Origin of the sequence: Mycobacterium sp. 012931, from assembly GCF_000419295.1 — a bacterium.
GTDB lineage: Bacteria > Actinomycetota > Actinomycetes > Mycobacteriales > Mycobacteriaceae > Mycobacterium > Mycobacterium marinum.
This window is the reverse complement of the sequence record NZ_AOPX01000001.1, coordinates 76,113-89,478: the sequence shown is the minus strand read 5'-3', so window position 1 is coordinate 89,478 and position 13,366 is coordinate 76,113. Positions and strand designations below refer to the sequence as shown.

Genomic DNA, 13,366 nt, shown 5'->3' with positions numbered 1-13,366 from the left:
CTGAAACGGCTTGTCAGCCAATAAATCTGAGATCTGTGATGGTGTTAGTAGCCACCAGCATGATGTAGAAGTCGGTGAGCGACAGGGTGCCCAGCGTGATCCACGCGAATAGCATGTGCCGGGTATTGAGCTTGCTCACTTGTGCCCAGATCCAGTAACGCACTGGGTGTTTGGAGAAATGCTTTAGACGGCCGCCGGTTGCGTGCCGGCATGAATGGCAGGAAATGGTGTAGGCCCAGAGTAAGAGCACGTTGGTCACCAAAATGACATTGCCTAAACCGAATCCAAAACCCGTGGGCGAGTGGAAGGCCATAATTGCGTCGTAGGTGTTGATAAGTGACACCACTACCGCAACGTAGAAGAAATACCGATGGCTGTTCTGAATGATCAGCGGCAGACGGGTTTCCCCGGTGTAGTGCGCGCGTGGTTCGGGTACCGCGCAGCCGGTCGGTGATTGCCATACCGAACGGTAGTAAGCCTTGCGGTAGTAGTAGCAGGTGAGCCGGAAACCGAGCAGGAACGGTAATACCAGACTTCCCAACGGAATCCACCAGGGAAAGTGCCCGAACCAGACACCAAGGTGGCTTGCGCCCGGTGCGCAGGACGCGCTGACGCACGGCGAGTAAAAGGGTGTCAGGTAATGGTATTTCTCCACCCAGTAGCCACTGCCCCAAAACGCCCGGGTGGTGGCATAGACGATGAACGCCAGGAATCCGATGTTGGTGACCAGCGGCGCCCACCACCAGAGGTCGGTACGTAGCGTCCGCTGCGGGATTTTGGCCCGGCTGGGTGAGAAAACGCCAGTATCGGGACGGTTCGCCGTGGGTGCGCTCATCTAGTGCGATCCTCTTCGAGTGGTATCTCGTCGAAGGGTACACAGATAGAGGACCCTGATTTCGGCGGGGCTTGATTGTCAGTATCTACTGTGACCCCCGACACCTTCGTCGTCGACATCGCGCCAGAAATCGCGGTCATAGTCGGTGTCGGGGATGGCGATCTTCTCGACGGATTGCTGCACCGAAGCTCGATCCAGGTCCAATTCTGCGATATCGGTGTCGAGTAATTGGATGTCGGTGAGGATCCGATCGGCATCGATGACGACGCGGCGCATGCCTGAATCGTCGCCGTATCGCGACTTCAGCGAGGTCACGCACCGCCTCAGATCGCCGATGAGATCGTGCAGTTCGGCGAGTTCGTTTGTGGGGGACAACGCATGCTCCCTACGGGCTGATGGTGTTACGGATCACAGTACGCCCACCGATACTATCCACAGTCTCTGCCAGACGGCAGTCAAGACATAGCGCGGGCAGGAAACCAAGGTCGCCATGCCATCCGAGCAAGGTTTGAATGTCACCGCCGAGCGCGCCCTGGCGTTGCTCGCGCTGCATCAGCCCGGCAACCCGGTGGTGCTGCCGACGGTGTGGGACGCGTGGTCGGCGCGGCTGGCCGCGAACGCCGGCTTCGCCGCCCTGACGGTGGGCAGCCACCCACTGGCCGATTCGATCGGAAAACCTGACAACGAGGGGATGTCGTTCGACGACGTGCTCGCCCGGGTCGCGCAGATCACGGCGGCCGTCGACATCCCGGTGTCGGTGGACATCGAATCCGGGTATGGGCTGGATGCGCAGCGGTTGATCGAGGGCTTGCTGAGCGTGGGCGCTGTTGGGCTGAACATCGAAGACACGGTGCACTCCGAAGGCGCAAGACTGAGGTCTCGCCGCGAACACGCCGAGTTGGTCGGCGCGTTACGGTCGGCCGCCGACGCGGCCGGCGTGCATGTCGTCCTCAACGCGCGCACCGATCTTTTCCTGCGTCGCGACGGTGACCCGGCAGACCGCTTCGAGCGGGCCGTGGCGAGGTTGACCGAGGCCGCGGCCGCCGGCGCCGATGTGCTGTACCCGGTGGGCCGTCACGACCCGGATACGTTGCGGCGGTTGGCGGCGCAGTTGCCGCTGCCGATCAACGCGATCGCGCTGCCCGACCAGGACGATCCAGCCTCATTCGGCCGGTTGGGTGTCGCCCGGATCAGCTTCGGCCCCTTTCTGCAGGCCGCCCTGTCCGGCCGGGCGACCGAGCTGCTGGCCCGCTGGCGCTGACCGGAGTCGAATGCCGCTGACCCGGCGGAGCCGTTCACTCCGCCGGATCAGTGCGCCCAGCGAGCCGGCCGGACCTACTTGGTGATTGCGATGCGCTGCGGCTCACTCGCCGCCGGATCCCGGTAGGCGCCTTGCACCCGCACGGTCAGCACGCCCGCGTCATAGGAAGCCGAGACGGCCTCGCTGGTGACGTGTTCGGGCAGCTGGAACGACCGGCGGAACGATCCGTACCGGATTTCGCGCAACGTGCGGCGGTCGGCTTCCCCAGCTTCCTGGGCGTGCTCGTCGCGGTGTTCGCCGCGAATGACCAGCTCGCCGCGCTCCACCTCGACATTGACGTCGTTTTCCACGTCCACGCCGGGCAGCTCGAGGCGGACCACTGCGTCGTCGCCGTCCTTGACGATCTCCGCGGCCGGATTGAATCCGGTGGCCAGCGGCTTGTACCAATCGGATGCCGCCGCTGGTCCGAAGAAGTCCCGCAGCCAGCGATCGGTGCTCCAGGCCGGACGCGACCACAACGCGAGATTGCTCATGATTTTCTCCTTATGCTTCCGTGTGAGTTAGCTGTGTCCGGCTCCTCGCCGGTCGGCTACTAGCAAGAACATGAGTTGACCACGCTAAAGTTCCACCTGGGGTTTCGCCCAGAGCGAACGGGGTCACACAGTCCGTTGGCAGGTGTGAGCGCCACGTCACCCACGTGTCACATTTGGCGATTTTTCGGTAATTTCCCGCCTCTAGCCTTCATGCCATGGCCCCAGGCGGAACTGTGCGTGCGCACGATGCGAACCCCGGTGTCCCGCGACACGTCATCGTGGTGGGCCACGGCATGGTGGGCCACCGGATGGTCGAGGCGCTTCGGGCCCGCGACACCGACGATCGCTGGCGGGTCACGGTGCTGGCCGAGGAAGCGGATGCGGCATATGACCGCGTGGGCCTGACCTCCTACACCGAAACCTGGGATCGGGCTCAGCTGGCATTGCCGGGCAACGACTACGCCGGTGACGAGCGGGTTCGGGTGCTGCTGAGCACGCGGGTCACCGAGATCGACCGCGCGGCCAAGTCGGTGGTCACCGCCGACGGCACGCGACACGGTTATGACGCCCTGGTGCTGGCCACCGGGTCCTACGCCTTTGTCCCTCCGGTGCCCGGCCATGACCTGCCCGGCTGCCACGTGTATCGCACGCTCGATGACCTCGACGCTATCCATGCCTGCGCTGAACGCGCACTGCGCGATGGCCACGGTGGCGCCGGCGTGGTCATCGGCGGTGGCCTACTCGGGCTGGAAGCCGCCAACGCGTTGCGCCAGTTCGGGTTGCAGACGCACGTCATCGAGATGATGCCGCGGTTGATGGCCCAACAGATCGATGAGGCCGGGGGCGCGCTACTGGCCCGGATGGTTTCCGACCTCGGGATCGCTGTGCACGTCGGGACGGGCACCGACTCGATTGAGTCTGTCGAGCATTCCGATGGCGCGACGTCGCTACGGGTGCGGCTGGCCGGCGGCGACGTCATCGACGCCGGCGCATTGATTTTCGCGGCGGGTATCCGGCCCCGCGACGAATTGGCCAGGGCGGCCGGCCTCGCGATCGCCGAGCGCGGCGGCGTGCTCACCGATCTGTCCTGTCAGACAAGCGATCCCGACATCTACGCGGTCGGTGAGGTGGCCGCCATCGAGGGGCGCTGCTACGGATTGGTCGGGCCCGGCTACACCAGCGCCGAGGTGGTGGCCGACCGGTTGCTCAACGGTGTCGCGGAGTTCCCCGAAGCCGACCTGTCGACCAAGCTCAAGTTGCTCGGCGTTGACGTGGCCAGCTTCGGCGACGCGATGGGTGCTACCGAGAACTGCCTCGAGGTAGCCGTCAACGACGCGGTGAATCGCACCTACGCCAAGCTGGTGCTCTCCGATGACGCCAAGACGCTACTGGGCGGCGTGCTGGTGGGCGACGCTTCTGCGTACGGGGTGTTGCGCCCGATGGTCGGCAGCGAGTTGCCCGGCGATCCGTTGGCGCTGATCTCGCCCGCCTCTGGCGACGGTGCTGGTGCCTTGGGCATTGGCGCACTGCCCGATTCGGCACAGATCTGTTCCTGCAACAACGTCACCAAGGGCGAGCTGAAGTGTGCGATCGCCGACGGCTGCGCCGATGTGCCCGCGCTCAAGGCGTGCACCGCGGCCGGTACCTCGTGCGGTTCGTGCGTGCCGCTGCTGAAGCAACTGCTGGAAGCCGAGGGTGTCGAACAGTCCAAGGCGCTCTGCGAGCACTTCAGCCAATCGCGCGCGGAACTCTTCCAGATCATTTCGGCTACCGAAATCCGGACCTTCTCGGGACTGCTACAACGCTTTGGTCGCGGAAAGGGTTGTGACATCTGCAAACCCGTGGTCGCGTCGATCCTGGCGTCCACCGGGTCCGACCACATCCTGGACGGCGAGCAGGCTTCGCTGCAGGACTCAAACGATCACTTCCTGGCCAACATCCAGAAGAACGGTAGCTACTCGGTGGTGCCGCGGGTCCCTGGTGGCGACATCAAGCCGGAGCATCTGATTCTGATCGGCCAAATCGCCCAGGAATTCGGGCTTTACACCAAGATCACCGGCGGCCAGCGGATCGACATGTTCGGTGCGCGAGTCGATCAGCTGCCGCTGATCTGGAAGCGGCTGGTCGATGCGGGCATGGAGTCCGGCCACGCCTATGGCAAGGCGTTGCGGACGGTGAAGAGCTGCGTGGGTAGTGACTGGTGTCGTTACGGGCAACAGGATTCGGTGCAGCTGGCCATCGACCTGGAACTGCGTTACCGAGGCCTGCGGGCGCCGCACAAGCTCAAGCTGGGCGTTTCGGGTTGCGCGCGCGAGTGTGCCGAAGCCCGCAGCAAGGACGTCGGCGTCATCGCCACCGAAAAGGGCTGGAACCTGTACGTCGGCGGCAATGGCGGCATGACTCCCAAGCATGCTCAGCTGCTGGCCAGCGACCTCGACACTGAGACGCTGGTCCGCTAGATCGACCGGTTCCTGATGTACTACGTCCGAACGGCCGATCGGCTACAGCGCACCGCGCCGTGGGTCGAATCACTTGAGGGCGGACTCGATCACGTCCGCGAGGTCGTGTGTGACGACTCCTTGGGCCTGGCCGAAGAGTTCGAAGCGGCGGTGCAGCACCACGTCGCCAACTACAAGTGCGAGTGGAAGGGCGTGCTGGAGGACCCGGACAAGCTGTCGCGGTTCGTCTCTTTCGTCAATGCCCCCGACGCCGCCGACCCGACAGTGACATTCACCGAGCGTGCGGGACGTAAAGTTCCTGTCTCCATTGGCATTCCGCGGGTCCGATCATGAAGTCGCGAAGATTCTAGGAGGTAGTGTGACACTTCTCAACGACATTCAGGTATGGACCACCGCCTGTGCATACGACCATCTGATCCCCGGCCGGGGTGTGGGTGTGCTGCTCGATGACGGCAGTCAGGCGGCTCTGTTCCGGCTGGACGACGGCTCGGTGCACGCGCTGGGAAACATCGACCCGTTCTCCGGTGCGGCCGTGCTGTCCCGTGGCATCGTCGGTGATCGGGACGGCCGTGCGGCAGTTCAATCTCCGATTCAGAAACAGGCGTTCGCGCTCGACGACGGTAGCTGCCTTGATGATCCACGCGTTTCGGTGCCGGTGTACCCGGCGCGTGTCACTGCGGAAGGCAAGATTCAGGTCGCGCGGTTGGCCGCCTGACCGGGTCTACGGATTTGGGCGTGAGCCCACGGATCCGGGGGTGCAGCCGTGGCGATCCAGCTCACGATGTGACGCCCCATGCGCACGGTCAAGCCCCAGGATGCCCGCCCGATATCGTGGCAGGCGGCTTGGGCGCCTACCCCCGGCTGATGTCGCCGACAAGGTAGTGCTGCATGGTGGGGCCGATGGCGTCCACCAACGCATCCACTGACATTGAATGCATTGGTTCGGAGCGCAACCCGTAGCGCATGATGCCCAAGCCGACCAATTGCGAGGCACATAATGACGCGCGGACGGCGATCTTATCCGCGCCGAGCATTTTGAGCAGTGGGTTGAAGATGGGCCCGATGAACATCGACTGGACGATTTCGGCCATCTTGGCCAGGCCGGTGGAGGCGACAGCGCTGGCGGCGAACGGGCCGCCGCCCACCGCGTCCCACGTGGTGATCAGCATGTACAGAGTCCGGCGGCCGACCTGGTTGACACTGCCGGCGACAATCTCGTCGATGAACTCCGGTGTGCCGAAGGGCAAACGCAGCAGCTTCGCCACCGGATCGAGGAGCCCGCGGGAGGGCTCTTCGTTATTGGCCATGGTGTCAGGATCACCCGGATATGGTCAAAGATCAAGCATTGTCCACGTCGGCGTTCTCAACCAACAATGCTTTGTGTTTCATGTGATTCGGCTCGGGTGTGCATCGGTGATCGTGGAACCGTAGGCACCGCAGCCGAGATGGCGCTGTGGAACCGCGTCGCGATCAGTTCGGCCAAGCCGGGGTGGTTGCCCAGCGGCGGGGTCACCACGTCGGCGCCGCAGGCGCGCAGCCGCTCCTGGAACAGGCCTTCGGCCAGCAGATAGGAGACGACCACGACCCGGCGGGCCCCGTTGCGCCGCGCGGCGCGAACAGCGGTGCGGAGGTCGGGACGGCCGGTTGCGGCAAACCCGAGGGTCACCGGTGAACCGGTAAGTGCGCACAGGAACGCGCGCGCCGTGCGCAGGTCGTCGAGCGCCCGTCGATCCGATGTCCCAGCCGCGGCCAATATCACCGAATCATCCGGGCGCCAGCCGGATTCCAGCAGCTGCTGGATGAGGATTCTGGCGATCTCTCGGCTGGGGCCCAGTGCCGGGGTGACGGTGACGTCGGGGTGGCCACTGGCCGCGACGTGCGCCGGCAGGTCGATGCGGACGTGGTAGCCGCGGGACAGGAAGGCGGGTACCACGATTGCCGATTGCGCCGAGCCCCGTCCCGGCGCAGGTCGGCCGAGCACTTCGCTGGGTGTGGGACCCAACACGTCGACAAACGCCACCTGCACGGTCTGCTTCAGCAGCGCGCTCACCCGCGCCGCCAGGTCGCCGATCATCGCGACACCGGCCGGCCGGCGGGTGCCGTGCGCCGTGAGTATCAGGTGCATGCGGTGTCGTCCTGGGTGTCGAGCGCCAGCCGGTAACCACGCTTGACCACCGTCGCGATGATGTTTTTGTCGCCCAGCGCCGTGCGCAGCCGCAATACGGCGGTGTCTACCGCGTGAGTGTCGTCGCCGTTTCCGGGAAGCACATTCAGCAGCTCGCTGCGGGCGACGACGTCTCCGGGGCGCTTGGTCAAGGCGCGCAATATCGCCATGCCCGACCCCGACAGTGTCTTGATGGAGCCATCGACGAGCACGCAGGTTCCGCGGATGTCGACGACGTGGCCTGCGGCGTTCACGGTGCAGGAGCCAAGTAGCGGAAGTTCCTCGGCGATATGACGGGCCAAGGCGCCCAGCCGCATTCGCTCCGGCGATGAGGTGGGCACCCCCTTGCGGATCAAGGGGCGAGAGGTGACGGGGCCGACGCACATCGCGTGTACGTCGTTGCGCAGCGCCTCCAGCAGTTCCTCTTCGATATCCAGCTTGCGGCCACGCTCGAGCACCGCGGCCGCGGCGGGCGCAGAGGTGAAACTCACCGCGTCGAACTGTCGCCGGGCGATCTCGGTGACCAATTGGTCGAACGCGCCGCCCAATGGCGTTGGCTTCCAGCGGTACACCCGAATGGGCACCACCTCGGCCCCCGCCGCGCGGAGGCCGCCGACAAACTCGGGGAAGGGATCCCAGCCATCGGCCGCGCCGTGTAGCTGAATGGCGATCCGCTGACCGGCGACCCCGGATTCAAGCAGGTATTCCAGAACTTCTTGCGAGGATTCCGATTCTGGCGACCATTCTTCGCGCAAGCCCGCCGCGCGTAGCTCGCTGGTCGCCTTCGGTCCGCGCGATATGGTCCGGCCTACCGACAACGCATCAACGAGTTCGCCGGCCAGCCCCCACCCCTCGGCCGCGGCTACCCAGCCCCGGAAACCGATACCGGTGTGGGCCACCAGGATGTCGGGTGGGTTGGCGATCAACGCCTCCGTATTGCCCTGGAGTTCGTCGTCTTCGGGCAGCGCGATCATGTTGATCGCAGGGGCACTGCAGACGTCGGCACCGTGGCGGCGCAGAAGTGCGCACAACTCCTCGGCCCGGCGAGAAGACGTCACCGCAATCCGGTAGCCCCGCAGTGGCTCAGATTTTTGCTGGGCCATATGTCGTGTCTAAGCGTGTGAGGTTTCGGATGCGTTACCAAGCAATTGCTGCCCGCATTGCCCACCCCTGCGACCCCAGTCACACTCGGGCCAGCCGGGATCCGGATGCCGTCCCCGCGGTACCGGCGACCGGGACCGCTCGGCGCCCGTATCTCGACCAGGTCAGAAGCGCGGCGCCGACGTAAAACAGCAGGAAGACCCAATAGGCGGAGGTGTCTGTTCCGGTGCTCAGATAGGACTGTCGCAGCGCCAGATTGATGCCCACGCCCCCGAGGGCGCCAAAGGCGGCGACAAATCCGATCACCGCTCCCGACATGGCCTGTGACCAGCGGCGTCGCTCGAATTCGGTGATCTGGTTCCGGTGGCTGAGCGCCTCGAAGACCGAGGGGATCATCTTGTACACCGAACCGTTGCCCAGGCCGGCGAGCGCAAAAAGGGCCAGGAAGCCGCCGATGTAGCCCGCCGTCATCGCCACGGTGGCCGGACCTGGGGTGTGGTCGCCGTGGGTACTGATGGCCACCAACAGCCCGGTAAACAACGCCATCGTGATGAAGACCGCCAGGGTGACCCGGCTGCCGCCGACCCGATCCGCCAGTCGGCCGCCGTAGATCCGGGCCAGCGAGCCCAGCGCCGGCCCGATGAAGGCGAACTCGGCCGCGTGCAGGGCGGCCTGTGCGTGGCTTTGTCCGCTACCGACGAAGTTGATCTGCAGCACCTGGCCAAACGCGAAGGAGAACCCGATCCAGGAGCCGAAAGTGCCCAGATAGAGCAGGGCCAGTACCCAGGTGTCGCGCTGGGTGAGGATGGCCCGCAAATGGCCCACGTCATAGGTGGCGTGCGCCAGGTTATCCATCTGGCGGGCCGCTCCGACGGCGACGACCGTCAACAGCAACAGATACAGTCCACACACCCAATACGGCTGGTGATAGCCGGCGATCGCGATCACCAGCAGCCCCACCAGCTGAATCATGGGGACGCCGAGATTGCCGGCGCCGGCGTTGAACCCGAGAGCGAAGCCTTTGCGCCGATGCGGGTAGAAGGCGTTGGTGTTGGTCATCGACGCCGCGTAGTTGGCGCCACCGCATCCGGTCAATGCGGCGCATGCCAGATACGGCCACAGCGGCAACCCCGGGTGGCTCGGCAACCAGATCGTGCCGATGGTGGGAATGGCCAGCACCGCAATCGAAAACACGGTCCAGTTCCGGCCGCCGAAGGTGGCGATACCCAGCGAATACGGGATGCGCAGGCAGGCCGCAACAAAGGTGGCTGTGGCGCCGAGCAGGAATTTGTCCGCAGCGGAGAAGCCGTAAACGTCGTAGGGCATGAACAGCACCAACACCGGCCAGAGCGTCCAAACCCCAAAGGCGACGTGGTCGCTATGCGGTGATCCACAGCAGGTTGCGGCGAGCGACGGCGTGGTTGCTAGCCTCCCAAGCCTGGGCGTCTTCGGGATCCCAGTGCTCGATCCGATGGTTGCGGTTCATGTTGGCGTCTGCACCTTTCGCCGACGGTGGCGCCGCTTTTCCGGCAAGCATGCGTTGAGAAGTCAGGCGAGTCTCGAGATGAATCACGAATGAAGAGGCATGCGCCACCGCCTGTTTCGATGCTCACATCGATCATGCAAGCCGGTCAACTCGAAGGGGTGGATATGGGCTGAAAGTTGAATCGCAGTTATCTGAAAACTGGCTGGCAGGAAGGCGCGGCGCCGAGGTATTACCAGACGTCTCCCGCGCGCCAGTCGCACATCAATTCGGCGGAGGTGTCCAGGCTGGCATCGACCGGCAGCACAAACACGGTTCCGTCATCATCGGGTGTGGGAGTGGGGCCGGTGGGGGACAGCACCGATGTCGGGCCGTGCCACGGCAACCAGCCTCGAGATGTGTACAGCCGGCGGGCGCCCGCCGAGGAACTGAGCGCCCCCAGTTCGTAGGCGCCACGAATCACTTGCTCGGTGGCGTCCAACACCGCAGTCGCCAGTCCTTGGCCACGCCAATCCTCTCGCACCGCAACACCTTCGACATAGCCACAACGCAGGGCGCTACCGCGGTAGATAAGGCGCCGCTGCACCACGGCGCCGTGCGCGATGATCGCGCCGCGATGCCAGATCAGGGCGTGCATACCGCCCAGGGCGTGTTCCCAATCGTGATCGGTGAAGTCGCCGGCAAAGGCGGCGGTGACCATCTGGCGAATGCCCTGACGCGTCTCACTGTCCAGATCGGCGGTATGGACCAGCCGAGCCGTGTGAACCTCGGTATGCACTATTTCTGTCTACCAGTGCCCGCGCGTCAGCGGCGAGGGCGTGCCCAGTGCAGCCATACGTGCTGACCGGGCCGCACCTGGGCCACCTTGTCGATGTCGTCATCGATCACCACACCCACCACCGGGTAGCCGCCCGTGATCGGGTGATCGGGCCCCAGGATCACCGGTAATCCGTTGGGCGGCACCTGGATTGCGCCGCGAGTGGTCCCTTCGCTGGGCAACTGGCGGTCTGGATTGCGGTGCGTCAGCGGGCGGCCGACCAATCGCGTTCCCACCCGGTCGCTTTGACCGGAGACCACCCAGTCGGTGTGTACCAGCGCTTCGGGATCAACGAACCAGTCATCGCGCGGTCCCGGTATCGCCCGCAGTTCGACCACCCGGTCGGCGATGGCGGCCACCGGCGCCTGGTCGAGTTCCGGATAATCCTGCGAACGGTCGCCGATCGGCAGCACATCCCCGGTCCGTAATGGTGCCGGGCCGATTGCCGACATCACGTCATAGCTGCGTGAACCCAGCACGGGGGTGACGCTGATACCACCGCGCACCGCTAGATAGGTACGCAGTCCCGCATTGGGAGTTCCCAGTGAGATTACCGAGCCATCGCGGACATGATGAATGCTGTTGGTGCCGAACAACGTTCCGTTGACGGTTGGGTCGGTGTCGGCTCCGGTCACCGCGATGTCGATGTCGCCGCCACGAACCCGGGCCGAAAAGCCTCCCAGCGTGACCTCGACGGTCGCCCAGTCGTCGGGATTGGCGACCAAGCGGTTCGCCAGCGTGTGCGAGCGACGGTCGGCCGCCCCGGACCGCCCGACTCCCAGGTGGCCCAGACCGGCCCGGCCGAGGTCCTCGACGATGGCCAACGGCCCGCTGCGCAGTATTTCCAGGGTTATCACGACAGATCCTCCTCGCTACGCCGGCCGGAACTGTACCCACATGCCCTGGGTGAGCAGGGCCGGGTTGGGCCGGTCAATGTCCCACAACACCGCGTCGGTATGGCCGATGATCTGCCACCCGCCGGGGGAGTGCCGCGGGTATACCGCGCTGTATTCGCCTGCCAGCGCGACCGACCCGGCCGGCACCGAGGTCCGCGGCTCGGACCTGCGGGGCACCTGCAGCCGAGGATCGCCGCCGATGAGGTAGGCAAACCCGGGCGCGAATCCGCTGAACCCGACGCGCCACCGGGTGGCGGTGTGGGCGTGGATGACCTGTGCGGTGGTCAGACCGGTATGGCTGGCGACCTCGGCAAGATCGGGGCCGTCGTAGATGACGTCGATGACCGGCGCCGGCAGCGGTTCGCCCTGGTGCTCGGACGCGAGCAGGTCGGGGTCGACGGGCAGCCGGCGTATCCGCTGCCGGGTAACCCCTTGGAAGCGGGGACCGGCGAGCTTCACCAACACCGTGCGGGAGGCCCCGACGATGTCGACCACGCCGGGCAGCGCAGCGGCGCGTAGGGTCTGCGTCCACGCCAAGACCTGCGCGGTGCTGTCACACTCCAGCATCAGCGCTTGATCGCCGTAGTCGAAAATGTTGCGCGTCACCATGTCCGCCGCAAGCTCGGTTGAGATATCGGTCACACTCATTCTTCGACGTTAGCCCCGGATTCGGCGGTGGGCGAGAAATTTTCGAGCACTGCCAGAAGGGCCTTAGCGGATGCTCAGACCCGCGCGGTCGGTGGCCGAATAATCGGCAATCTCAGCCCAATACCTTCGCGATCAGCGCGGGCAATTCGTCGGCCACCACGGGATAACTCAGGGGCGACGCAAACGCGATCGCGCCGGCCTGATCGCCGGTGGTGAAGACATGGCGTTTCTGCTCGGTCGCCGCTGATGCCGCAATCTCGGGGTCGGCCAGCAACGCCTGTTCGTCTTCGGGGCTCTCGGTCAGCCAGATCAGCACGTCGGCGGAATCGAGCACCTCCTTGATGTGATCGCGCGGGATCACACCGCGTTGATCGACGGCGAAGGGTTTGATGCCCTCGGAGATGACCAGACCCATCTCGTTGAGAAAGTCGGTCCGCCAGCCGGCCATCGTTGCGATGACATTGCCCTGCCAAAGCCGCCCCTGCAGTAACAGTGCTTTTTTGCCCATCCATTGCGGATGCTGTTGTGCCACAGCGGCGAACTTCTGGTCGACGGCGTCGATCAGGGACTTCATCTGCGCCCTCTGAAACACCGCCTCACCGACTGTGCTGGCCTGCAGCTTCCAGGGCTCGAAGAACGCGTCACCGCCCGATTGCGGGATGGTGGGGGCGATCGCAGACAGCTTCTGATAGGTCTCGGCGTCGACTCCGGCGTTGATGGCCACAATGAGATCGGGTTTGAGGTTCGCGATCTGGCCGACCTGAATCCCGTCGTCGAGGCTCAACACCACCGGCTGTGCCGCGCCGAGTTTGGGCTGCGCCCAGGGCCACACCGCGAACGGCTGGTCCCCGAACCATCGGGTGACGGCGATGGGCACGACCCCCAGCGCGAGTAAGTCGTCTTGTTCGGTAAAACCGGCGCTGACCACGCGCTTGGGCGGCTCCTTGATGACGGTCTGGCCGAACAAGTGGGTGATGGTCACCGCCCCGGTATCAGCGGTGCCCGCCTGCGGCTTGGATGACGAGCACGCCGCGACCCCGCTGGCGAGCAGCCCTGTGGCCGCCGCGACCTGCAGGAATCCGCGCCGACTCCATCCCTGTTGCATCGCGTGAGATTATCGCGTGCCTGACCGTCACCCCGCCACAGCACCGGCTGGTGCACGCTTGGCC

The 13,366-nt window shown here is 65.0% G+C and carries 12 protein-coding genes and 2 pseudogenes; 3 read left to right on the top strand and 11 right to left on the bottom strand.

Going from position 1 to position 13,366, the window contains the following annotated elements; all coding sequences use genetic code 11:
- Window positions 1-13: 13 nt before the first annotated feature.
- Both MMSP_RS00415 and MMSP_RS00410 read right to left on the bottom strand, forming a co-directional pair.
- Window positions 14-835 carry a hypothetical protein gene (locus MMSP_RS00415; RefSeq protein ID WP_020785009.1) on the bottom strand — a complete coding sequence of 274 codons (822 nt, stop codon included), beginning with the start codon at window positions 833-835 and terminating at the stop codon, window positions 14-16.
- Between the two features lie 78 nt (window positions 836-913).
- Entirely contained in the window at window positions 914-1,210 is a 297-nt protein-coding gene (locus tag MMSP_RS00410) for a hypothetical protein (RefSeq protein WP_012392481.1), read from the bottom strand.
- A 115-nt stretch (window positions 1,211-1,325) separates the two neighbouring features.
- On the opposite strand from MMSP_RS00410, the gene MMSP_RS00405 reads away from it, so the two are divergent.
- A complete protein-coding gene (locus MMSP_RS00405) occupies window positions 1,326-2,096 on the top strand; it encodes an isocitrate lyase/phosphoenolpyruvate mutase family protein (protein ID WP_015354257.1) in 771 nt (256 codons plus the stop codon).
- Window positions 2,097-2,170: 74 nt separating this feature from the next.
- On the opposite strand, the gene MMSP_RS00400 is transcribed toward MMSP_RS00405, so the two are convergent.
- The gene (locus MMSP_RS00400) at window positions 2,171-2,629 is read right to left on the bottom strand and encodes an Hsp20/alpha crystallin family protein (RefSeq protein WP_015354258.1); all 459 of its coding nucleotides are present in this window, start codon (window positions 2,627-2,629) and stop codon (window positions 2,171-2,173) included.
- Between the two features lie 215 nt (window positions 2,630-2,844).
- Between MMSP_RS00400 and nirB the strand changes: the two are divergent.
- Window positions 2,845-5,421: pseudogene (nirB, locus tag MMSP_RS00395) on the top strand (nitrite reductase large subunit NirB).
- A 25-nt stretch (window positions 5,422-5,446) separates the two neighbouring features.
- Complete coding sequence (gene nirD, locus MMSP_RS00390; RefSeq protein ID WP_012392485.1) at window positions 5,447-5,803, top strand: nitrite reductase small subunit NirD; 357 nt, start codon at window positions 5,447-5,449, stop codon at window positions 5,801-5,803.
- Window positions 5,804-5,939: 136 nt separating this feature from the next.
- Here the strand turns inward: nirD and MMSP_RS00385 are convergent, their stop codons facing one another.
- The 8 genes and pseudogenes from MMSP_RS00385 to MMSP_RS00350 form a co-directional block, all read right to left on the bottom strand.
- Entirely contained in the window at window positions 5,940-6,395 is a 456-nt protein-coding gene (locus MMSP_RS00385; protein WP_020785006.1) for a hypothetical protein, read from the bottom strand.
- A 56-nt stretch (window positions 6,396-6,451) separates the two neighbouring features.
- A complete protein-coding gene (locus MMSP_RS00380) occupies window positions 6,452-7,213 on the bottom strand; it encodes a sirohydrochlorin chelatase (RefSeq protein ID WP_012392486.1) in 762 nt (253 codons plus the stop codon).
- Window positions 7,204-8,355, bottom strand: coding sequence for a uroporphyrinogen-III synthase (locus MMSP_RS00375; RefSeq protein WP_015354262.1), 1,152 nt, complete (start codon window positions 8,353-8,355; stop codon window positions 7,204-7,206). The genes MMSP_RS00380 and MMSP_RS00375 overlap by 10 nt, the downstream gene beginning before the upstream one ends.
- Window positions 8,356-8,434: 79 nt before the next feature.
- Window positions 8,435-9,839: pseudogene (locus MMSP_RS00370) on the bottom strand (nitrate/nitrite transporter).
- Between the two features lie 229 nt (window positions 9,840-10,068).
- The gene (locus MMSP_RS00365; protein WP_012392489.1) at window positions 10,069-10,614 is read right to left on the bottom strand and encodes a GNAT family N-acetyltransferase; all 546 of its coding nucleotides are present in this window, start codon (window positions 10,612-10,614) and stop codon (window positions 10,069-10,071) included.
- A gap of 26 nt (window positions 10,615-10,640) precedes the next feature.
- Complete coding sequence (locus MMSP_RS00360) at window positions 10,641-11,510, bottom strand: 5-oxoprolinase/urea amidolyase family protein (RefSeq protein WP_020785003.1); 870 nt, start codon at window positions 11,508-11,510, stop codon at window positions 10,641-10,643.
- Window positions 11,511-11,525: 15 nt separating this feature from the next.
- Window positions 11,526-12,197 carry an allophanate hydrolase subunit 1 gene (locus MMSP_RS00355; RefSeq protein WP_012392491.1) on the bottom strand — a complete coding sequence of 224 codons (672 nt, stop codon included), beginning with the start codon at window positions 12,195-12,197 and terminating at the stop codon, window positions 11,526-11,528.
- Window positions 12,198-12,309: 112 nt separating this feature from the next.
- On the bottom strand, window positions 12,310-13,302 hold the full coding sequence (locus MMSP_RS00350; RefSeq protein WP_020785002.1) for an ABC transporter substrate-binding protein: 993 nt from the start codon (window positions 13,300-13,302) through the stop codon (window positions 12,310-12,312).
- Window positions 13,303-13,366: the final 64 nt, after the last annotated feature.